This is a genomic window from Kurthia massiliensis (assembly GCF_000285555.1).
Classification (GTDB): Bacteria; Bacillota; Bacilli; order Bacillales_A; family Planococcaceae; genus Kurthia; species Kurthia massiliensis.
In genome coordinates this window covers 222,392-242,845 of record NZ_HE610998.1, presented here as the reverse complement: position 1 = coordinate 242,845, position 20,454 = coordinate 222,392, and the positions used below count along the sequence as shown (strand labels likewise).

Below are 20,454 nucleotides of genomic sequence, written 5' to 3'. Positions count from 1 at the left end.
ACATTAAATACGGTCGCTTTTTGTCATTATTTTAAAATCATCTTATCATGTAACTGTGATGTCGCCGCGTTATGATGTCGTTGTAGCAAAAAAACAACACAAAAGGAGTGTTTCATTTCATGAACACAACGACAAAAATCTTTTCTTCATTAGCACTAACGACAATGCTTTTCTCAGCCACAGCGGGATCTGCCTCAGCAATGGCAAACGATGGCGGCCAAGGTCAAGCACCTAAACAAACGAGCGTATCAAAAAGCACAAATACATATACTGTGCAACGCGGAGATACTTTAAGCAGTATCGCTAGCAAGTACGGTACTTCTTACCAACAATTAATGAGCATCAACGGTTTAAGCTCTATAACAATTTATGCAGGTCAATCATTAAAAGTAAGCGGTAGCGCAAAAGTGACAAAAACAGCGGCACCGACGACTCAAGCTTCTACAACACCTCAATACAAACGTAGTACGTCTACTTCATCAACGACGACAACTACTTCTTCATCTGCTTCATATAGCAGTGTCGCACAAGCAGCACTTGCACAAGTAGGCGTTCCTTACAAATGGGGCGGTAAAACACCTGCTGGTTTCGACTGCTCTGGTTTAGTATATTATGCAATGCAAAAAGCTGGTAAGTCAGTAGGCTATGCAACATCTGCTGGTTACTATAGCATGGGTACTTCTGTGTCAACACCACAAGTAGGTGACCTAGTATTCTTCCAAAACACATATAAATCAGGTATTTCTCACGTCGGTATTTATATCGGTAACGGACAAATGGTAAGTGCTGCTTCAGGTGGCGTTCAAATTGATGCTGTTCAAGGCGCTTATTGGAAAAACCACTTCGTTGGATACAAACGTTTCTAATAAATATATTTTTAAGACCTCACTCTTTGTGAGTTCTTATTTTTATACAAACATACAATTATCATTTTATCCAAATAAGGCATAAACAATTTTGGATAGTTGCCATAAAAATAATCAGGCATAGAAGCGTCGAACAAAATGCCAACGACAAAAAAACCTTCATGATGTGCGTAACATCATGAAGGTTTTTTCTTATGAACGAATGCTTATCTTTTTAACTAATCGTCTACTTCAACAGCGATTTTGTCGCCCGTTTTCGCATCGATTGTCACTTCAACTTCTTTTTGGCCATCTTCTAAATTCACTTGATATTGTGCTTGGCCTTTTTCATGATCTAAACTCCAACTTGATGGTGTTAAACCGTTCGCTTCGCTTTGAGATTGCGCTGTATCAATCGCCTTTTCTGCGGTTACGTAGTCATCTAACGTCAGTTTTTGCTCATCGTCGTTCATATCGCGTTTTTCTTCTTTTTGCTCGACGACTTTATTGTTTTCATCGATTTTCACTTCGTATTCTTTTTTCGCATCAATTCCTTTAATTTCATAGAAAAATTGACCATTGTCTTCATCTAATTCAATGGAAGAAATATCTGCATTTTGATACGTTGCTTCAAACGTTTTTTTCGCTTCTTCTAATGATAGCGGTGCATCTACTACAGAGCGCACGTTATTTTGTGTTGTCGTATCGCTATTCGAATCTGTATTTGTTGAACTATTATTGCTATCGTTACTATTTTCTACTGGCGCATTTGATGATTCGTTCGTGTTATCACTATCATCACCACATGCTGCTAACGATAAACTTAACATTGCTGTTAATCCAATAGCTGCCCATTTTCTTTTCATCTTACAAAACACCCTCTCACAAAATGTTATATATATGCTATACCCATAATGACTGTTGACTAATACTAACTTATCGGACTTTCTTGCAATTGCAACGATGTTCATAGATTTTATGAAATTATTTTTAGTCCATATATGAATGACACGTGTAGAAAATTTCATTGAAAAACTTGTCAAATAATGTTTGAAACGTGCTAACCTAAGAAAGCAACAACCTTTTTTGATTGGAGTGAATATATTGGGATTTGAATTATATGGCCCATATCATATTGGATGGCTCATTGCGACTGTGATTGTTGTCTGTGTGGTTTGTGCGTATTATCGACGTGCAACAATCAAAAATAGACAGCGTACAAAGTGGATACTCACTTTGAGTATTGTAATTGGTGAGCTCATTAAAGACATATACATAGCCGTTACGAGCACGATTTCAGTAGAAGAATTACCGTTATCATTATGCGGACTCGCTATGTTTGCATTGCTTATTTATAGCGGTAAACCAAATGAAGTACTCGGCAATATACTATACTGTTTATTTTTGCCAGGCGCGATTTCCGCGATGCTTTTTTGTAACTGGACAGATCGACCGATTGATAGCTTTTTAAGTTTATTTAGTTTCTTTTATCATATTGTATTAATTGTTTATATTACGATGATTTTAGCAGCGAAAGAATTTACATTACACCCACGCCATTTATGGGCATCTGTCCTATTTTTACTTATTAGTGCCCCACTGATTTATCGTTTTAACAAATATTACGATACAAACTTTATGTTTTTAAATACACCTTCTCCTGGCTCACCACTTGTACCATTAGAAAATATTTTCGGAAATCCAGGTTACATTTTTGGGCTAGTGCTTGTATTAATAGGTGTATGGATTATTTTTTATATCCCATTTTTCGTCCGAAAAATAATGCCACAAAAAAAGTAGCATCATCGCTACTTTTTTGTGGCATTTTATAATTTTTGAACTTGTTGAGCCATTGCTTTATATAAGTTATCATGTGCATCCAATATTCTACTTTTAAGATTTATCAAATTTAAAGTCATCTCTTGTATAATCATCAAAACGCATATGGTCCATTTCTTGTTTTTCACCTTCAATGCGCAATTGCAATTGCTCTAATTCAGGCATATTTTGAAAGAATGTTTTGCCAATCATTTCGACGCTATAAGCTGCGCCTGCAGAACCTTGGAAAATATTCGTCTGCATCACTTCTTGATTAAAATTAACGGTTGCGACTGTGCCATCTTCTGACACACTACTTTCCTTAACATATGGCGCCATCTCTAATTTTTTTAATAAAAATTGTGACAATGACTGTTCTTCGTTCGTATGATACGTCACACGATCACCTGGCAGTGCCCCTGTCGCATCATCTGTCATATCGTTATATAAAACAACCGTTTGTTCATGCGATGCTTCCTGACTCGTTTCATGTCCTTCATGTTCCGACGTTTGTTGCCCACATGCTGCAAGGACAAGTGCACTTGCTAATAAAAATGTTATTCTTTTCATGACTGACCACCTATTTCCATATTTTTTCCATTATATAATTCCTATTGAAAAATTGCTATAATAAATGCAATTGAAATGGAGTGTTAACATGATTTTTGAACAACGCGGTAGTACGTGTGGACTTTATGCATTAATGAACGGTTTTGCGCAGTCATACACTTTTCATGAACAAACTGTCCACACTTGCATTGCCCAGCTCGTCCAACAAAATAGTTTTTTAAGCGATTGTGCATCACCGACGACATTGCTCGGTGAATTTTTTGACGCTACATTGTTTGAAACGTTTTTAAACAACAATGCCGAAGAAATGATGTCTGCTTTATCGATTCCATCTTTCCAAGCGCGTATCGTACCATTCGGTCAATTCGACGATGCTGCCTTTTATATTGTGCCTGGCATTTGTCAGAAAAGATGGTATGAATCGAAAAAAGATTCTGTACTACATTGGCTGACGGTCATGCCAAATTTGCAAACGTATAATAGCGCCTACGGTACGACCGAACAAATGACAATAGAAACATTAACGACATTTCATGAACGTCTACAAGGGCATCATTTTTCATGGATGCGTTGGCGACGCAAAAATAATAGTACGATCCAAGATGAAATGCTCGATATTCCGGTCGGTCGACAATTAAGAACACTTTCAACGAAACATCCACAATTTCAATTAGAAATTGATTTTCACCCTGGACAAATGATTGCCATTTATATGTAATAAGGAGGCTGCCGATTGGCAACCTCCTTTTTCTTTATAATGTTTCAAAAACGACTGTCCCCATTTGCGATACGTCATATCCTCCGATATTTTTCACTTCTTGTTGGTATTGGTCATCATTTAAAATGTCTTTTACCGCTTCTATTAATCGTTCATTTTCTTCTGTTTTTAATAAAACGATATCATAGTGTTCTTCAATGATTGGTACAAAATCAACGTCAACTAACTGCGCTGTTTTTTCAATGCCAATGCCTACATCTGCTGCACCACTTGCGACAGCGGAAGCAACACTTAAATGGTCTTTTTCTTCATGTTCATATCCTTGAATCGCTACAGGAGAAATGCCATGAATGCGCAACATTTCATCTAGTAACGTACGAATACCGGAACCTTTTTCACGATTGATGAGACGTACATCTCCCTTTAAATCTTTAAAATGACGAATATTTCGTGGATTCCCTTTCGCCACATAAAAACCAGCACAGCGTTTTAGCAAGCGTATTAAACAATAACGATGACTGACGAATACTTTTTTAATATAAGGTAAGTTATACGCCGCTGTATCACCATCATACATATGTAAGCTCGCAATATCGCTATTTCCTTGATACATTGCTAACAAACCATTAAAACTACCTTCATGAGAACGTAACACCTTGTAGCCTAATCGCTTCTCAATATATTTTCCTAATAAATCTAACGCAAAATCTTGTCCGCTAATAATAATCGTTTTTTGTTCATCATTCGTTTTCATACGATGACGAGCGATATAAGCATCAAAATCAGTTGCTGCTAAGCGCATTTGGCGTCCTACTTTAAACACCGGCAACTCCCCTTTTTTAACGAGGTCATAGATGGTTAACTTCGATACTTTTAATAATTTCGCAACTTCTTCTATTGTATATGATGTTTCTAGATGCATTAGAAACCCCCCTTTTTTAAAATTAATTGGCATTTTCGTTATAACTATTTATAATAAGTAATGTCTTGTTATAATTCATTATAACGAAAGAGGTACTTTATATGAAAAAAATGTTTACAATTGTTAGTTCATTGATGCTCGCAGGAGGATTATTAGCTGGTTGTGGCAATGATGATCAAAAACAAACGACATCATCTCCAAAACAAGTCGAATTAACGATTTCTGCTGCTGCTAGTTTGCAAGATGCATTAACAGCGCTTGCGAAAGATTATGAAGCAGCACATAAAGACATTCACATTACTTACAACTTTGGTGGTTCTGGCGCCTTACAGCAACAAATTGCTCAAGGGGCCCCAGTAGACTTATTCTTCTCAGCCTCTGAAGAAAACTACGACGCATTAGTAGAAGATGGTGAGATTGATAAAAAAGATGGCACCGATCTTTTACAAAATTCGTTAGTACTTGTCACACCTAATCAAAATGCAAAACAAATTGAATCATTCGAAGATTTAACGAAAGCAGATAAAGTAGCACTCGGTACACCTGAATCTGTACCAGCAGGTGAATATGGTATCGAAACATTAAAATCAATTGACGTATGGACGAAAATTCAATCTCATGTCGTCTACGGTAAAGATGTACGCCAAGTATTAACATATGCAGAAACAGGGAATGTAGATGCTGGTATTGTTTACAAAACAGATGCCTTAACATCTGACAAAGTAAAAGTAGTAGCAACAGCAGATGAACAAACGCACGCGCCTATTATTTATCCTGTCGGTATTTTAAAAGATAGTCAACACCGAACTGAAGCAAAAGCGTTCTATCAATTTTTACAAAGTGATGACGCTATGAAAGTATTTAAGGATTACGGTTTTAAAGGAGCACAATAAATGCTAACTGACTTTTGGACTCCCATTCGCCTCTCGATTGAAATTGCCGCTACAGCAGGTTTTTTAGCAATCGTACTCGGTGTATTTTTCGGGAAATTCATGGCAAAGCGAACGTTTCGAGGTAAAGTGTTCATCGAAACATTGATGCTATTACCACTCGTCTTACCGCCTACTGTCATCGGCTTTTTACTCATTATTATTTTCGGTAAAAATAGTTTTATCGGTGAGTGGATCACGTGGCTCATTGGGCAACCGCTTATGTTTACATTTTGGGCTGCAGTCATTGCATCTACTGTTGTCGCATTTCCACTCATGTATCAAACAGCGCGAACAGGTTTTGAAGCAGTCGATGAAGACATTGAAAATGCGGCACGTGTCGATGGTGCCAGTGAGTGGCAAGTGCTCTGGCGCATTTCTATTCCGATGGCGATGACCTCTATTATTGCAGGTGGTATTTTAAGTTTAGCACGTGCGCTCGGTGAATTCGGTGCGACGTTAATGTTTGCCGGCAATTTACCAGGTGTTACGCAAACGACACCACTTGCCATTTATACAGCGATTGATGCAGGCAATATGTCACTCGCATGGTCGTGGGTCGCTGTCATGGTCCTATTATCTTTTATCATGCTATTAGGCGTTCATTTTATCCAACGCCAACCTTCATAACGATACAAAAAACGAGAAACCGCCCGTTGCGATTTCTCGTTTTTTTATTTGTATTAACCCCCACTAATCGGTGGGATGAACGCTACGTGATCGCCCGCATGAACTGTTGTATGGTCCATCGCAAACTCTTCGTTCACAGCACTCATGACGGTTTCTAACGATAACGTCGGATAACGTGCCATTAACCACGCTTTAATATCTGCGACTGTCATTGCTTCTGCATCAATTTGCAGCTGATCTTGCCCGATCGTTTCACGTAAATGCGCGAACAATAATACGTTAATCATGTAAATCCTCCTTCGGTGCTCCTGTTGGATATGGTACGTTTTCTAATTGATTGCCAATCCATTCTGTACCATCTTCCCAATGTTCTTTTTTCCAAATCGGTACAATTTGTTTAATACGGTTAATGGCAAATTCATTCGCTTCATACGCAATTTTACGGTGTGGAGACGATACAGCAATAACGACCGCAATATCACTAATGTCTAGTTTCCCAACGCGATGTGTAATCGCTAATTTTGTTTCAGGCCACTTTTCAAGCATTTCACGTTCGATTTGCTCAAACATTTTAATCGCCATTGCAGGGTACGCTTCATATTGTAATGACAATGTTTTTTTACCTTTTGTCATTTCTCGCACCGTACCGATAAAAACGGTAATCGCACCGGCGTTACGGCTTACGACTTTTTCCGTCACTTCATCGACGATAATTGGTGTCTCACTAATTTTAAAACGTTCTGTCATAATTATGCCTTCTCTCTTAATAAATATTCGATATATTGTTGTTCATCTGCTAAGTCAAATACAGGAATGTCTCGGAAAAAAATATCTGGAAAATCAGGCCAACGAATGGCCGCAACGACATGTTCTAATTGCATTAGTTTTAAATCACTTACCGACTTAAGCAGCACAACTTTCGGATATTCTGCTGTTTTATAACCTTCTACAATTATACAATTAACCAACATCGTTTCATATAAGGCGATGAGCTTTGAAAGTTCAAATGCATCATCTGTCAGCTGTAATTGAACGACACCTTCACCTTCTACTGCCGCAACGACTGCACCGGCTTGTGCGTGACGTGTACTATCTTTCCCAACATTCGTTTGTGGTACACCACCATGTCCGTGATGCTTAATTGCACCGACACGGTAGCCTTTTTCAGTTGCCGCATGAATTAGTTTTTCTGCGAGCGTCGTCTTGCCACTATTTTGAAAGCCGACTATCTGTATGATGGTACGATGTTGTCCCAAGGCCATTCACTTCCACATGTATCCTCTAGTAATAAAACGTCAACTTGCATGTTTTGCTCATATCCACGTGTCCCGCCAGGTAAGACGATAAACGCATTCGCTGTTGCAAGCGATGATACCGCACTAGATTTATCAAAACCAGACGGTACCGCTACGAGCTGCCCATCATTAAATGATACGGTCGCACGGATAAAGCGCGTAAATGGATTCGCTTTTTTAAAGTCAACGCCAAGGACTGCTTTTTCACGACGAAGATGCGGACGCTTTTTACCGAACATTGCGTTAATGGCTGGATGTGTATACAGTTCAAAGCCGACGTAACATGCTGAAGGATTACCTGATAAACCGAATAATAATTGACCATTGCACTGTGCGACGGTTGTCACGCTACCTGGGCGTTGTGCCACTTTATTAAATAACACTTCTGCGCCAATTGCGTCATAAATTTGTGGTAAGTAGTCAAAGTCCCCAACTGAGACGCCACCTGTCGTAATGAGCATATCGACTTCTGTCATCGCTCGTTTCACCGCTTCGATACATACATCTAAATCATCACTGAGCTTTCCATAATATTTCGCCTCAGCACCGGCACGTTCAATTTGTGCAATCATCATATACGCGTTGCTATTGCGAATTTTCCCAGGTGCTAATGTTTCGTGTGGCTCTAGTAACTCGCTACCTGTTGCGATGACACCGATGACCGGCTTTTTAAATACAGGCACATTCGCATAACCAAACGTTGCTAGTAATGCAGCGACGCCTGGATTAATATAGCTACCTTTTTCGATCAACACAGCACCTTGCTTCATATCTTCGCCGCGGTAAGAAATATTCGTGCCAGACGCAAATGAACGTTTAATCGACATAAATGTTTTTTCGTCTTGCTCAAATGATTTTGTGAGCTCTAACATCACAACCGCATCACAGCCTGCAGGGATCGGTGCACCAGTCATAATGCGTACTGCTTGACCTTGCTGTACGACGTCGTTAAATACAAATCCTGCACCGATTGTACCGACGACTTCAAATGCAACTGGATTGTCTGCTGATGCCGCTTCGCTATCGATTGCACGAATGGCAAACCCATCGTACGGTGAGCGGTCAAATGCCGGCACGTCTTGGTCCGCAACGACGTCTACTGCCACATAGCGGTCGTAGCACTTATCAACTGCCACTTCTTCTATTTTTCCTACGTTCGCATATTTCATAACACGCTGTACAGCTTCCCCTACAGCGATTGGTGTTCTTTTCTCTAACATCAAATCACTCCTTAACCTAATAAACGATAATATAAATTTTTAGCATATTGAATATCATGTGTACCGTGCACGAGTACGCGACCGTCTTTAAAAATGACGAGGCGTTCTGTTGGCAATTGGCATGATAATAAAAATGGATTATGTTGTACGTCACCATGCACTGATAACGTTTGTGCAAGTTGCGCTAAATCATAATCTCTCGCTGTAGCTGGACGAATTTGTACAGCATCTCGTCCACATAGCACCGCTGTTTTCGTTTGATTGTCATACGATAAATGTGGATAGATAGGTGCTTCGCCACATGACGGGCAACTTGGATTTTTCGCTGCACCGATTTTCATTTCGAAGTGGCTATTTTGCCATACATCGAATGTCAAAAATGTACCACGTAACGCATCAGTATTACCTGTTAATAATTTAAATGCTTCCGCGACTTCGTACGCTGCTGTAATTTGTACGGCTGGGCTAATAATACCCGCCGTATCACATGTCATACCCGTATTCGGTACAGCATTTAGCAAGCAATGTAAGCAAGGTGTATCGCCAGGCAAAATTGTATACGTTGCACCGTAGCTACCAACGCATGAACCGTAAATCCATGGAATTTGATATTTTTGCGCAATGTCATTCATCACAAAACGTGTATCAAAATTGTCCGTACCATCAATCATCAAGTCGATATCTTGCGCAAGATCTGTTAACAGTGTAACGTCTGCATCTACAATGCGCGCGTCAATATCGACGTCGCTATTAATACATGCGAATCGCTTTTGCGCCGCAATCGCTTTCGGTATTTTTTGTGCCGCATCTTGCTCTGTGTACAATTGCTGGCGTTGTAAATTACTCATTTCCACGTAATCTCGATCGACAATCGTTAATTTGCCGACACCCGCGCGGACAAGTGCTTCACCAACAGCACTGCCAAGCGCCCCTGCACCGACAACGAGTACATGTTTTTTTCGTAATAATTGTTGTCCTTCTTGTCCAATCGGGGTAAATAATTGTTGTCTTGAATATCGCTCCGTCATCGGGACAATCCCTTCTCTCTGTAAAAATTTATAATTGACGTTTGCTGTTATAGCATTATAATAAAAGCATTGCTTTTTTATCGACATACATTTTCGATAAATGTCGTGCATTTCCTAGCGAATTTCGCACAATAGCTAAAGGAGGCTGTGTGATGCACCCAACACACCAACATGAAACTGTGCGTGCTGCCGTATTAACGGTCAGCGATACGCGTACATTGGACACTGATAAAGGTGGCCAAAAAGTACAATATTTTTTAAGTGAGGCACAATTTGAAATTGCAGCCTACACGATTTTAAAAGATGATGTTGATATGCTTCGTCATCAGCTTACCGCATGGTGTGCTGATGATGCTATCAATACGATTATTTTAACGGGCGGTACCGGTTTTACGAAACGTGACGTCACATATGATGCCGTTCAATCTATCCTCGAAAAAGAGATGACAGGCTTTGGCGAACTGTTCCGCATGTTAAGTTATGACGATATCGGCGCGCGCGCCATGTTTAGTCGTGCCATTGCTGGTTCTGTCGGTGAGACAGCGATTTATGCCCTCCCTGGTTCGACAAATGCCGTTGCACTTGGCATGGAAAAATTAATTATTCCGACGGTACAACATTTTTTAGGGGAGCTGAAACGAACATGATCACAGGCGTCTTACTCGCAGGTGGCAAATCGTCTCGTTTTGGGCGTCCAAAAATGTTTGAAACGTGGCAAAATGCGCCACTTTACGCCGTCGGTCTCAACAGTTTCAGAGAACTAAATTATCCAATTGTCATTTCGACAAACGAGCAATTAGTCTCTAAATTTAATGAGCTTGATGTTAAATTTATAACAGACGACAAATTGTATGAAGGCCCGCTTTATGCACTTTGTAGCGTCATGCAGCAAATTGAATCTGACTGGTATTTCATGATTGCAGCGGATATGCCTTATATAAATGCTGCCTTTATGGAAACGTTAGCGACACATGTTTCAGACGATGTAGACGCTATTATTCCGACAGCAGACGGCAAGTTGCAACCACTTGCAGCCCTTTATCATCGACGCGCACTTCCGCAAGCAATGGCGGCGATTGACAGTCATCGACGCAGTATGAAAGCATTGCTTGAGGAAGTCCGCGTGTCATTCGTTGAAATGAATGACACGAAGACATTTAAAAATATTAACTACGTTGAGGATTGGCCTCAACATGAAGGAGACGCATAATGAGCGAATTTTCACATTGGAACGAAGCCGGCCGTCCAAAAATGGTCGACATTTCAGACAAAAACCCAACAAGCCGTACTGCCATTGCGCGCAGCACCATCGTTTTATCAAACGAACTATACGCAGCCATTGAAGATGGCAATATTAAAAAAGGTGACCCAACGCAAGTAGCCCAAATTGCTGGTATTATGGGGGCGAAAAAAACAGCGGATATTATTCCGATGTGTCACCCAATCATGCTACAAGGTACGGACTTTGCGTTTCATTACGAGCAGATCGAAGGCGGCTATGAGCTACACATCGAAGCGACTGTCAAATGCGATGGCAAAACAGGCGTGGAGATGGAAGCATTAACGGCGGTATCGATTGCGGCACTTACTTTTTACGATATGTGTAAAGCTGTCGACAAGTCGATGATGATTAAAAACACATATCTTGTGAAAAAAACAGGCGGCAAAAGCGGCACGTTTATCAATGACAAAATATAGTAAGAAAGGCGCGGTACATACTGCGCTTTTTTTATATCGAACAAAAATGGAATCGCGCCTTATCGCACGATTCCATTTTTTAATTTAGACGAATGTCTTAAATTATTTTGCAGCTTTGTTTTTGAATGCAACAAAGTATGCTAAACCTACGAACACAGCACCACCGATAACGTTACCGATGAATGCGCCACTGATGTTGTAGAAGAAATCGCCCCAAGTTACGTCAGCACCAGCGAAAATACCAGCTGGGATTACGAACATGTTAGCAACAACGTGTTGGAAACCAATTGTTACGAATGCAGTTACAGGGAACCAAATACCTAAGATTTTACCTACGAAATCTTGTGCACCCATGCATAACCATACAGCTAAACATACTAACCAGTTACAACCTACACCAGAAACAACGATTTGCATAAATGAAGCGTCAACTTTTGAAGTTGCCACTGCCATTGTTTTTTCTGCGAAAGCACCTTCTGTAAGACCTACGTAGTGACCGAAGAAGTAAGCAATGAATAATGCACCTACTAAGTTTGCTAATGTAACGATAATCCAGTTAGATACTAATTTACCAAAACCAATTTTACGTGAGAATAATGCCATTGCGACTGTCATCATGTTACCTGTAATTAAATCAGCGCCTGCTAATAATACTAAAATAAGACCTAATGGGAACATTGTTGCACCGATAAATGTACCGAAGCTACCCCATTCAGCGGGCATCGTGCCCATAATACGAATGTCTAATAAGAAACCTAATGCGATGAACGCGCCACCGAAAAAGCCTAAAATAAGCATTTTCATTAAGCTAGCGTTCGCTTTTGCCGCACCTGTGTTTATTGCGATATCTTTAATTTCTTCTGGTTTATAAAAAGCCATGATAATTCTTAAATCTCCCTTAATTCATACGAGTTACAACGTACTAGCCGCCAATATGCGACATTTCAATGCGCCCTTTTCGACGACTAGCTGTTTGTTCTGTCCGCTCATCTGAATAACGATCTGTACGATTTTCCCACACAGCAGCAATTTGTGCCGCAACATCATCATCACTTAAATCAGATCGCAATAATGAACGTAAATCTGTACCTTCCGTTGCGAAAAGGCATGTGTACATTTTGCCTTCAGCAGAAATACGTGCACGAGAACAATTACCACAAAACGAATCGGTTACAGATGAAATGACACCAACTTCGCCATCACCATCTTCATAAGCAAAACGTGTTGCAACTTCACCTTTATAGTTTGGCGCGACGGGTTTTACAGGAACAATTTTTGACACTTCTTCAACGATTGATTTTTTCGATACAACGTCGTCTAAGCGCCAACCATTGGAACTGCCGACATCCATATACTCAATAAAGCGTAAAATATGTTTTTTCTCTTTGAAATATTGCGCCATCGGTAAAATATCTTCTGTATTTTTGCCTTTTTGCACAACCATATTCACTTTGACATATAGTCCTGCCTCTGCTGCTGCCTCAATACCTGCTAGCACTGTTTTAACTTTGCCTCGTCGACCGTTCATTGCGAAAAATCGCTCATCGTCTAGAGAATCTAGGCTCACTGACACACGGTCAAGTCCTGCTTCTTTCAATGGACGCGCATATTTTTTTAGTAACGACCCGTTCGTCGTCATTGCAATATCTTCTACACCTTCAATATTGCGAATCATGCGTACTAATACCGGTAAATCACGGCGCATTAAGGGCTCACCACCTGTAATGCGAATTTTTTTGACGCCAAATGACACAAAAATTTTCACAAGACGTTCGATTTCTTCAAAGCTTAAAATTTTATCATTCGGTAGGAACGCAAAATCAGGTCCGAAAATCTCTTCTGGCATACAATAACTGCAGCGAAAATTACAGCGATCCGTAACTGAAATACGTAAATCGCGTAATGGACGCTTTAATTGGTCATAAATTGGGTTCATCTTCACACCTCCTCGTTTTCAGTAATTTAGTCTAATTCGACACGTCTTTCATGCGTATAGACGTTCATTGCATTGTTACGGATAAAACCAATTGTCGTAATACCGAGTTGGTCAGCTAAACTAAGTGCTAGCTCAGTAGGTGCAGACTTCGATAAAACGATTTCACAGCCGATTTTTGATACTTTCATTAAGATTTCTGATGAAATACGTCCACTAAAAACGAGAATTTTATCTTCAATCGAAATGTCATTGCGCATGCAATAGCCATAAATTTTATCAAGCGCATTGTGACGCCCGATATCCATACGGCTGACGATGATACCATTTTTATCACACAGTGCAGCATTATGCACGCCACCTGTTTCTTTAAATGTTACAGCGCCTTCTTGCATCGTACGCATCAAACGGTAACAATCTTCTGGGGAAACGGTTACGTTGATTTCATCCATTTGTTTTGCTGCTAAAGCATCGTTTGCGAAAACGAAACCTTGGCGGCTCATACCACAGCATGATGTAATATAGCGTTTATTTTGGACTTGTTGTGCAAGCGGATTAATCTTTTTCGTTTCAATATGCACAAGCCCGTCCTTTTCTTGATACCACATACGGTCAATATCTTCGAAAGAACGAATAATACGCTCAGAGGCTAAATAACCTACAACCATGTCTTCAACATATTCTGGTGTACAAACCATCGTAACAAATTCTTGTTGATTAATTTTCACGGTAACAGGATGTTCTGTCACAATCGAATCTTCAATCATACGTTTTTCATTACCTTCAATGCGTAAGACCGATCGTTTAATTTGCGTATTCATAAGCCCCCTCCTACTCTTCTATATTTTTTTCAAATATAAATACAGAGACGGCCATATCCTCCTCTAATTTAATATCGGAAAATAAATGTAAAAGTTTGGCACCCATTAGTTCTTCCATACCATCTGGTGTTTTTTTAGAATATAAATCTTGAATCATTGCTGTACGCGCTTCATGGACAATTTTTGCACCATCAATGGTACCTGCGATAAATTTTTCTGTCGGTGTAATATTCCCATAAAGCGTTGATACTGCTAAGTTTTCTACAAATACAGTATGAATGCGTTCGGGGCCTTTTCCGAACAAATCTTTTCTTAACTTGCGAATGATGTCATTGAACTCATGCACTTTTTTTGACATTTTCTAGCCTCCCTTATATTTACATTTTATAAATGCTAGTCGGTGGTGACCCTCACAAGTTGATAACTATAGCTCAACTTTTCAAAAATGAAAAGACCTTTTTTAAATGAAAATGATGATCATATTTTTTTATAAATACCCTTGTCACATTATATCGAGTCATGATACGATAAATCTTGCATTAAAAATGATTTCAGTATTTTCTTCTATCGTTTAGCGGTGACGCTATGCGATTGGTTAATGTATTGTGATTATTTTTATACTTAAAATTAAATGTAGGATTGGCCTTTTAAGCAAGTAACTGCTAAAAATCTATTCCACCATGAAATAAAGTACTCAGGCAAAACGGAGAAAAGTTGCCTCGGTCTTTTCATGGTGGTTTTTTTGTTTTTATAAGAGGAACTTCTCTAATTCCTTATTATCTTATTATAAGGCTAGAGGATAACGATTCAACTAATTTGATACTTGTATTATGAATTTTCAGTACATTGACGTCGAATTTATAACAAGACACTCAAATACGTTCAAGTATTTGTAAACATTCGTCGCTTTTATGTTGAACATTCATACGAGGAGGAGGAATTTCTTTGACGGAGATCAAAATCAATGGCGTGCCTTATGACGTAAAAGAAGGCGCGACAATCCTTGATACGATTAACGCCAACAACATTGAACACCCACAAGTGTGTCATGTTGAAGCTGTCGACCCTATCCGTACATGTGATACATGTATTGTAGAAATCGATGGTAAACTTGTACGCTCATGTTCTACAAAAGCTGTAGCAGGCATGGACGTACAACTTGCTTCTGATAAGGCGAAGGAAGCACAAACGGAAGCAATGGACCGTTTGTTAGAAAACCACATGCTTTACTGTACAGTATGTGATAACAACAATGGTAACTGTACGTTACATAACACTGTTGACATGATGGGCATTGAACATCAAAAATACGAATACAAACCGAAAGTTGACCCAACAGAAGTCGACATGTCTCACCCATTCTACCGCTACGATCCAAACCAATGTATCGCATGTGGTCAATGTGTAGAAGTATGTCAAAACTTACAAGTTAACGAAACGTTATCACTTGATTGGGAAGCAGAACGTCCTCGCATTAAATGGGATGACGGCGTTGCAATCAACGATTCTTCATGTGTAAGCTGTGGTCAATGTGTCACTGTTTGTCCATGTAATGCATTAATGGAAAAATCAATGCTTGGTCAAGCTGGTTTCATGACTGGTATGAAGCAAGACATGTTAGATCCAATGATTGATTTAATTAAAGATGTAGAGCCTGGTTACAGCGGTATCCTAGCAATCTCTGAAATTGAATCTGCGATGCGTAGCGAACGTACGAAGAAAACAAAAACAGTATGTACTTTCTGTGGTGTCGGTTGTTCATTCGAAGTTTGGACAAAAGGTCGTCACATCTTAAAAGTACAACCATCTGAAGGTCCTGTAAACGCAATTTCAACTTGTGTGAAAGGTAAATTCGGTTGGGACTTCGTAAATTCAGAAGACCGTATTACAAAACCATTAATCCGTAAAGGTGATGAGTTTGTAGAAGCATCTTGGGACGAAGCATTAGATTTAGTCGCTTCTAAATTAGGCGGTATTCAAAAAGAGCACGGCCCTGGTTCAGTCGGCTTCATCTCTTCTTCTAAAATTACAAACGAAGAAAACTATCTTATTCAAAAAATGGCACGTCAATTATTCAACACAAATGACGTCGATAACTGTTCACGTTACTGCCAATCTCCAGCGACAGACGGTTTAAGCCGTACAGTTGGTATCGGTGGTGACGCAGGTACAATTAAAGATATCGCAAAAGCTGGTCTTGTTATCATCATCGGTGCAAACCCTGCTGAAGGTCACCCAGTACTTGCAACACGTGTTAAACGTGCACACAAATTACACGGTCAAAAATTAATCGTTGCCGATATCCGTAAAAATGAAATGGCTGAACGCTCAGACATTCACATTCGCCCTCAACAAGGTACGGACCAAGTATGGTTAATGGCTGTTACAAAATACATGATCGACCAAGGTTGGCACGATCAAAAATTCATTGACGATAACGTGAATGATTACGAAGCATTCAAAAAAGTATTAGAAAAATACACACTTGAATATGCTGAAAAAGAAACAAAAATCCCAGCTGCTACATTAATCAACATCGCTGAAATGATTCGCGACGCTGATGGTACATGTGTACTTTGGGGTATGGGTGTTACGCAAAATACAGGTGGTTCTTACACATCTGCTGCGATCTCTAACCTATTATTAGCGACTGGTAACTACCGTCGTCCAGGCGCTGGTGCTTATCCATTACGTGGTCACAACAACGTACAAGGCGCTTGTGACATGGGTACATTACCAAACTTACTTCCTGGCTACCAAAAGGTAACCGATGACGCCGCTCGTGCGAAATTCGAACAAGCTTACGGTGCAACCATCCCATCAACACCAGGCCGTACAAACATGGCAATGCTTGATGCGATTATGGAAAACAAAATGAAAGCGATGTACATCGTCGGTGAAGATATGGCATTAGTTGATGCGAACGCTAACCACGTTGACGAAGTATTATCAAACTTAGAATTCTGTGTTGTAGAAGACGTATTTTTATCTCGTACTGCGCAATATGCAGACGTTATTTTACCAGCTTCTCCTTCATTAGAAAAAGAAGGTACTTTCACAAACACTGAGCGTCGTGTTCAACGTTTATATGAAGTATTACCACCACTTGGTGAATCTCGTCCAGACTGGCGCATCCTACAAGATGTTGCAAATCGCTTAGGCGGTAACTGGAACTACGAACACCCAGGTGACATTTATGCTGAAATGGCAAGCTTAACACCAATCTTTGCACAAAACAGCTATGACTATATGGAAGGTTGGAACAGTTTCGTATGGGGTGACCCTATCAATGGTGCTAATACACCATTATTATTCTTAGATGGTTTCAACTTCCCTGACAAACGTGCTCGTTTCGCATTAAATGACTGGGCGCCAGTTGTTGAATACGATTGCCAGTACGACTGCCATATTAACAATGGTCGTATGTTAGAACACTTCCACGAAGGTAACATGACAAACAAATCAACAGGTATCCAATTAAAAGTACCTGAAATCTTCGTCGAAGTATCACCAGAACTTGCAAAAGAACGTAATATTGAAACAGGTGCTCTACTTCGCTTAGTATCTCCATACGGCGCATTAAAAGTACCAGCTTTAGTGACAGATCGTGTTCAAGGTAACGAATTATTCTTACCAATGAACTCAACTGATAAAGAATCTTCTATTAACTTCTTAACAGGTCCTCAAGGTGATGCGAATACTTCTACACCGGCTTATAAACAAACAAAAATCCGCGTAGAAGTATTAAAACGCAAAGGTAAAAATCCATTACCAGCGTCTAACCCACGTAATAAAAAACGTCACCCACAAAATGGTGTAGAAGTACAACGTAAATGGGATCGCCCAGGCTACGTGCACTTAACGACGGAACGAGAAGGAGTGTAGTTTAGATGGCAGCTCCAATTACGAAAATTAAAAAAGAAGTACTCACTGACGAACAAATCGCTGAACAAAAGCTAGAACAGTTAAAATCATTAGTCGCTGATAACGAGTCAGTGATTAACGAGTTAATGACAATTATGGCTGAGTTAAACGATGTCGGTGCACTTGAAGCCGTTACAAAAATGCTTCAAGCTAAAGAAAAAATCGCGCATATCGCGCTTGGTCAAGTAACACGTGAGCCTGTTACAAACATGATCAATGTATTAATGGGTGCAGCTGGCGCTTTAACTTCTATGGATGCTGGCATGGTTGCTAAATTAATGACAAGCCTAAACAGTGGTATGGATGAAGCGAAGGTTGCCCTACAAACAGAAGACAAAATGAGTATCTTCAAGCTAATGAAAGCGATGAATGATCCTGATGTCAACCGTGCAATGAACTTTGGTGTCCACTTCTTAAAAGGCCTTGGTAAAGGATTAAAAGATTAGGAGAACCCTATTATGCTAACAGTAGAAAAAGTTTTACAAGCACTATCACACGTTGAAGACCCTGAACTCCATAAAAGTCTTACAGAATTAAACATGATTCGTAATGTCAAAATCGATGGTACGCACATCTCACTCACAATTGTTTTGACGATTTCTGGCTGTCCCCTAAAAGCTAAAATCAAACAAGACGTTGAAGCGGCCTTAAAAGATATTGAAGCAACAGACATTACGATTCAATTCGGTTCAATGACTGATGAAGAACGCAGAACCCTAACTGCCTCTTTAAAACAGCAAAACACAACAGATGAAGGTATGCCGAAAATGCTTCGCCCAGATTCAGGCGTACGCTTCATCGCCGTTACAAGTGGAAAAGGTGGCGTCGGTAAATCTACAGTTACAATCAACCTTGCAGTCGCGCTTGCACGCCAAGGCAAACGCGTCGGTATCGTTGATGCGGATATTTACGGCTACAGTATCCCAGCTATGATGCACATTCAAGAACAACCAACGATGATTGACCAAATGGCAGTACCTGTTACCGCAGAAGGTGTCAAAGTCATGTCGATGGGATTCTTCTCAAAAGATAATCAACCGGTGATGTGGCGCGGCCCAATGTTAAACAAATGGATCCGCAACTTCTTAGTGAATACTCACTGGGGCGATCTTGATTATGTGCTATTAGATTTACCACCAGGCACTGGTGATGTTGCCATTGATGTCGCAGCGATGATCCCCCAAGCCCAAGAAATCATCGTTACAACGCCGCACAATGCAGCAAGCCATGTAGCCTCTCGTGCAGGTGTTATGGCACGTCATACGAAACACCAAATTTTAGGTGTTGTCGAAAATATGGCGTTCTTTGAAACCCCAACAGGTGAACGCAGTTATTTATTCGGGAAAGGTGGTGGCGACGCACTTGCAGGGGCGCTCGCTACAGAGGTCATCGCACAAATTCCATTTGCGCAACCCGATGAAAATACCGGTTCATCTGTCTACGATGAAGATTCAGTGTTAGGTGAGGCTTTCACTCACTTAGCAGAAGATTTGATTTATCAATAATTAACAATATCCATACTTCCATTTATATCTAAGTATTTACCCAAAATTCATCTATATATTATAAAGAACGTGAAAAAAGACTGTTTATCAGCTTGTTGCAGCAAGTTGATAGACAGTCTTTTTATATTGTTTAATAGCCCGCTTTTTTGAGCGTTTGCATGAAATAAAAACGATACGTATTCGTCACGAACGTTTTTAAATCTAGGCCGACATCTAATTGGTACTTTGTGAAAATAAAGAAGAAACGTTTGTCCCAACGTTCACGGAGAAGGTCACCTGCTTCAGTGCCATACTTTTGTTCGAACTCTTCAATTAAAGGTTCAATCATCGTAATGCAATAATTTTTCAGTCCTTCTAATGCATCTGCATCTTTATCACGTTGGAAACATTCCAACCATTCTCGAATTTGTGCATCCATTATTTAAAATCCTCCGATTATTTTGAGTTTCTTCCTATTATATATAGACCCAAAAATTCATCCGCATTTAGTGTAGCTTTTTTTTTGAGCGTTGTCCATTGGAAAGACGCAAAAAAAGGAGGCTGGGACAAAACATTTCATTTTCCTTTTTAGCGTTCGCAACAAAAAACCGGAACCGCG

24 protein-coding genes are annotated in these 20,454 nt (G+C 39.9%); 11 read left to right on the top strand and 13 right to left on the bottom strand.

The window, feature by feature from the left end:
- Window positions 1–119: 119 nt before the first annotated feature.
- On the top strand, window positions 120–866 hold the full coding sequence (locus tag KMHG_RS19690) for a C40 family peptidase (RefSeq protein ID WP_010288812.1): 747 nt from the start codon (window positions 120–122) through the stop codon (window positions 864–866).
- Between the two features lie 218 nt (window positions 867–1,084).
- Here the strand turns inward: KMHG_RS19690 and KMHG_RS08855 are convergent, their stop codons facing one another.
- Window positions 1,085–1,711, bottom strand: a complete 627-nt coding sequence (locus tag KMHG_RS08855) for a PepSY domain-containing protein (protein WP_010288811.1) — start codon at window positions 1,709–1,711, stop codon at window positions 1,085–1,087.
- Window positions 1,712–1,940: 229 nt separating this feature from the next.
- Here KMHG_RS08855 and KMHG_RS08850 point away from each other — a divergent pair, with 229 nt between their 5' ends.
- Window positions 1,941–2,645 carry a YwaF family protein gene (locus KMHG_RS08850; protein WP_238984684.1) on the top strand — a complete coding sequence of 235 codons (705 nt, stop codon included), beginning with the start codon at window positions 1,941–1,943 and terminating at the stop codon, window positions 2,643–2,645.
- Window positions 2,646–2,738: 93 nt separating this feature from the next.
- On the opposite strand, the gene KMHG_RS08845 is transcribed toward KMHG_RS08850, so the two are convergent.
- Window positions 2,739–3,233, bottom strand: a complete 495-nt coding sequence (locus KMHG_RS08845) for a GerMN domain-containing protein (RefSeq protein ID WP_010288809.1) — start codon at window positions 3,231–3,233, stop codon at window positions 2,739–2,741.
- An 88-nt stretch (window positions 3,234–3,321) separates the two neighbouring features.
- On the opposite strand from KMHG_RS08845, the gene KMHG_RS08840 reads away from it, so the two are divergent.
- Entirely contained in the window at window positions 3,322–3,951 is a 630-nt protein-coding gene (locus tag KMHG_RS08840; protein WP_010288808.1) for a hypothetical protein, read from the top strand.
- A 34-nt stretch (window positions 3,952–3,985) separates the two neighbouring features.
- Here the strand turns inward: KMHG_RS08840 and KMHG_RS08835 are convergent, their stop codons facing one another.
- Window positions 3,986–4,873 (bottom strand): substrate-binding domain-containing protein, encoded by an 888-nt coding sequence (locus KMHG_RS08835; protein ID WP_010288807.1) that lies wholly within the window; start codon window positions 4,871–4,873, stop codon window positions 3,986–3,988.
- Window positions 4,874–4,974: 101 nt separating this feature from the next.
- Here KMHG_RS08835 and modA point away from each other — a divergent pair, with 101 nt between their 5' ends.
- The gene (modA, locus tag KMHG_RS08830) at window positions 4,975–5,766 is read left to right on the top strand and encodes a molybdate ABC transporter substrate-binding protein (RefSeq protein ID WP_010288806.1); all 792 of its coding nucleotides are present in this window, start codon (window positions 4,975–4,977) and stop codon (window positions 5,764–5,766) included.
- Window positions 5,767–6,432 (top strand): molybdate ABC transporter permease subunit, encoded by a 666-nt coding sequence (gene modB / locus KMHG_RS08825; protein WP_010288805.1) that lies wholly within the window; start codon window positions 5,767–5,769, stop codon window positions 6,430–6,432.
- A 53-nt stretch (window positions 6,433–6,485) separates the two neighbouring features.
- On the opposite strand, the gene moaD is transcribed toward modB, so the two are convergent.
- The 5 genes from moaD to KMHG_RS08800 are packed head-to-tail and all read right to left on the bottom strand — an operon-like array spanning window position 6,486 to window position 9,975.
- A complete protein-coding gene (gene moaD / locus KMHG_RS08820; RefSeq protein WP_010288803.1) occupies window positions 6,486–6,719 on the bottom strand; it encodes a molybdopterin converting factor subunit 1 in 234 nt (77 codons plus the stop codon).
- Window positions 6,712–7,179: a molybdenum cofactor biosynthesis protein MoaE gene (locus KMHG_RS08815; RefSeq protein ID WP_010288802.1), complete on the bottom strand. Its 468-nt coding sequence runs from the start codon at window positions 7,177–7,179 to the stop codon at window positions 6,712–6,714. Before KMHG_RS08815 ends, moaD begins: the two co-directional genes overlap by 8 nt.
- Window positions 7,180–7,181: 2 nt before the next feature.
- Window positions 7,182–7,694: a molybdopterin-guanine dinucleotide biosynthesis protein B gene (mobB, locus tag KMHG_RS08810; protein ID WP_390618907.1), complete on the bottom strand. Its 513-nt coding sequence runs from the start codon at window positions 7,692–7,694 to the stop codon at window positions 7,182–7,184.
- Entirely contained in the window at window positions 7,658–8,947 is a 1,290-nt protein-coding gene (locus KMHG_RS08805) for a molybdopterin molybdotransferase MoeA (RefSeq protein ID WP_010288795.1), read from the bottom strand. Before KMHG_RS08805 ends, mobB begins: the two co-directional genes overlap by 37 nt.
- Before the next feature lie 11 nt (window positions 8,948–8,958).
- Window positions 8,959–9,975 carry a thiazole biosynthesis adenylyltransferase ThiF gene (locus KMHG_RS08800; protein ID WP_010288794.1) on the bottom strand — a complete coding sequence of 339 codons (1,017 nt, stop codon included), beginning with the start codon at window positions 9,973–9,975 and terminating at the stop codon, window positions 8,959–8,961.
- 152 nt (window positions 9,976–10,127) lie between these two features.
- Here KMHG_RS08800 and KMHG_RS08795 point away from each other — a divergent pair, with 152 nt between their 5' ends.
- The 3 genes from KMHG_RS08795 to moaC are packed head-to-tail and all read left to right on the top strand — an operon-like array spanning window position 10,128 to window position 11,673.
- A complete protein-coding gene (locus tag KMHG_RS08795; protein ID WP_010288793.1) occupies window positions 10,128–10,622 on the top strand; it encodes a MogA/MoaB family molybdenum cofactor biosynthesis protein in 495 nt (164 codons plus the stop codon).
- Window positions 10,619–11,185: a molybdenum cofactor guanylyltransferase gene (mobA, locus tag KMHG_RS08790; RefSeq protein ID WP_010288791.1), complete on the top strand. Its 567-nt coding sequence runs from the start codon at window positions 10,619–10,621 to the stop codon at window positions 11,183–11,185. The genes KMHG_RS08795 and mobA overlap by 4 nt, the downstream gene beginning before the upstream one ends.
- Window positions 11,185–11,673 carry a cyclic pyranopterin monophosphate synthase MoaC gene (gene moaC / locus KMHG_RS08785; protein WP_010288789.1) on the top strand — a complete coding sequence of 163 codons (489 nt, stop codon included), beginning with the start codon at window positions 11,185–11,187 and terminating at the stop codon, window positions 11,671–11,673. Before mobA ends, moaC begins: the two co-directional genes overlap by 1 nt.
- A gap of 102 nt (window positions 11,674–11,775) precedes the next feature.
- Here the strand turns inward: moaC and KMHG_RS08780 are convergent, their stop codons facing one another.
- Genes KMHG_RS08780 through KMHG_RS08765 form a run of 4 tightly spaced genes read right to left on the bottom strand, consistent with a single transcriptional unit; the run spans window position 11,776 to window position 14,785 of the window.
- Complete coding sequence (locus KMHG_RS08780; RefSeq protein WP_010288788.1) at window positions 11,776–12,552, bottom strand: formate/nitrite transporter family protein; 777 nt, start codon at window positions 12,550–12,552, stop codon at window positions 11,776–11,778.
- Between the two features lie 43 nt (window positions 12,553–12,595).
- Window positions 12,596–13,609, bottom strand: a complete 1,014-nt coding sequence (gene moaA, locus KMHG_RS08775; RefSeq protein WP_010288787.1) for a GTP 3',8-cyclase MoaA — start codon at window positions 13,607–13,609, stop codon at window positions 12,596–12,598.
- A 26-nt stretch (window positions 13,610–13,635) separates the two neighbouring features.
- On the bottom strand, window positions 13,636–14,427 hold the full coding sequence (gene fdhD / locus KMHG_RS08770; protein ID WP_010288786.1) for a formate dehydrogenase accessory sulfurtransferase FdhD: 792 nt from the start codon (window positions 14,425–14,427) through the stop codon (window positions 13,636–13,638).
- A 10-nt stretch (window positions 14,428–14,437) separates the two neighbouring features.
- A complete protein-coding gene (locus KMHG_RS08765) occupies window positions 14,438–14,785 on the bottom strand; it encodes a Na-translocating system protein MpsC family protein (protein WP_010288785.1) in 348 nt (115 codons plus the stop codon).
- A gap of 587 nt (window positions 14,786–15,372) precedes the next feature.
- Here KMHG_RS08765 and fdhF point away from each other — a divergent pair.
- The 3 genes from fdhF to KMHG_RS08750 are packed head-to-tail and all read left to right on the top strand — an operon-like array spanning window position 15,373 to window position 19,856.
- Window positions 15,373–18,312 carry a formate dehydrogenase subunit alpha gene (gene fdhF, locus KMHG_RS08760; RefSeq protein ID WP_010288784.1) on the top strand — a complete coding sequence of 980 codons (2,940 nt, stop codon included), beginning with the start codon at window positions 15,373–15,375 and terminating at the stop codon, window positions 18,310–18,312.
- Window positions 18,313–18,317: 5 nt separating this feature from the next.
- Window positions 18,318–18,797 carry a helical membrane plugin domain-containing protein gene (locus KMHG_RS08755; RefSeq protein WP_010288783.1) on the top strand — a complete coding sequence of 160 codons (480 nt, stop codon included), beginning with the start codon at window positions 18,318–18,320 and terminating at the stop codon, window positions 18,795–18,797.
- Window positions 18,798–18,809: 12 nt separating this feature from the next.
- Entirely contained in the window at window positions 18,810–19,856 is a 1,047-nt protein-coding gene (locus KMHG_RS08750) for an Mrp/NBP35 family ATP-binding protein (RefSeq protein ID WP_010288780.1), read from the top strand.
- 130 nt (window positions 19,857–19,986) lie between these two features.
- On the opposite strand, the gene KMHG_RS08745 is transcribed toward KMHG_RS08750, so the two are convergent.
- The gene (locus tag KMHG_RS08745; protein WP_010288779.1) at window positions 19,987–20,274 is read right to left on the bottom strand and encodes a hypothetical protein; all 288 of its coding nucleotides are present in this window, start codon (window positions 20,272–20,274) and stop codon (window positions 19,987–19,989) included.
- Between the last annotated feature and the right edge of the window lie 180 nt (window positions 20,275–20,454).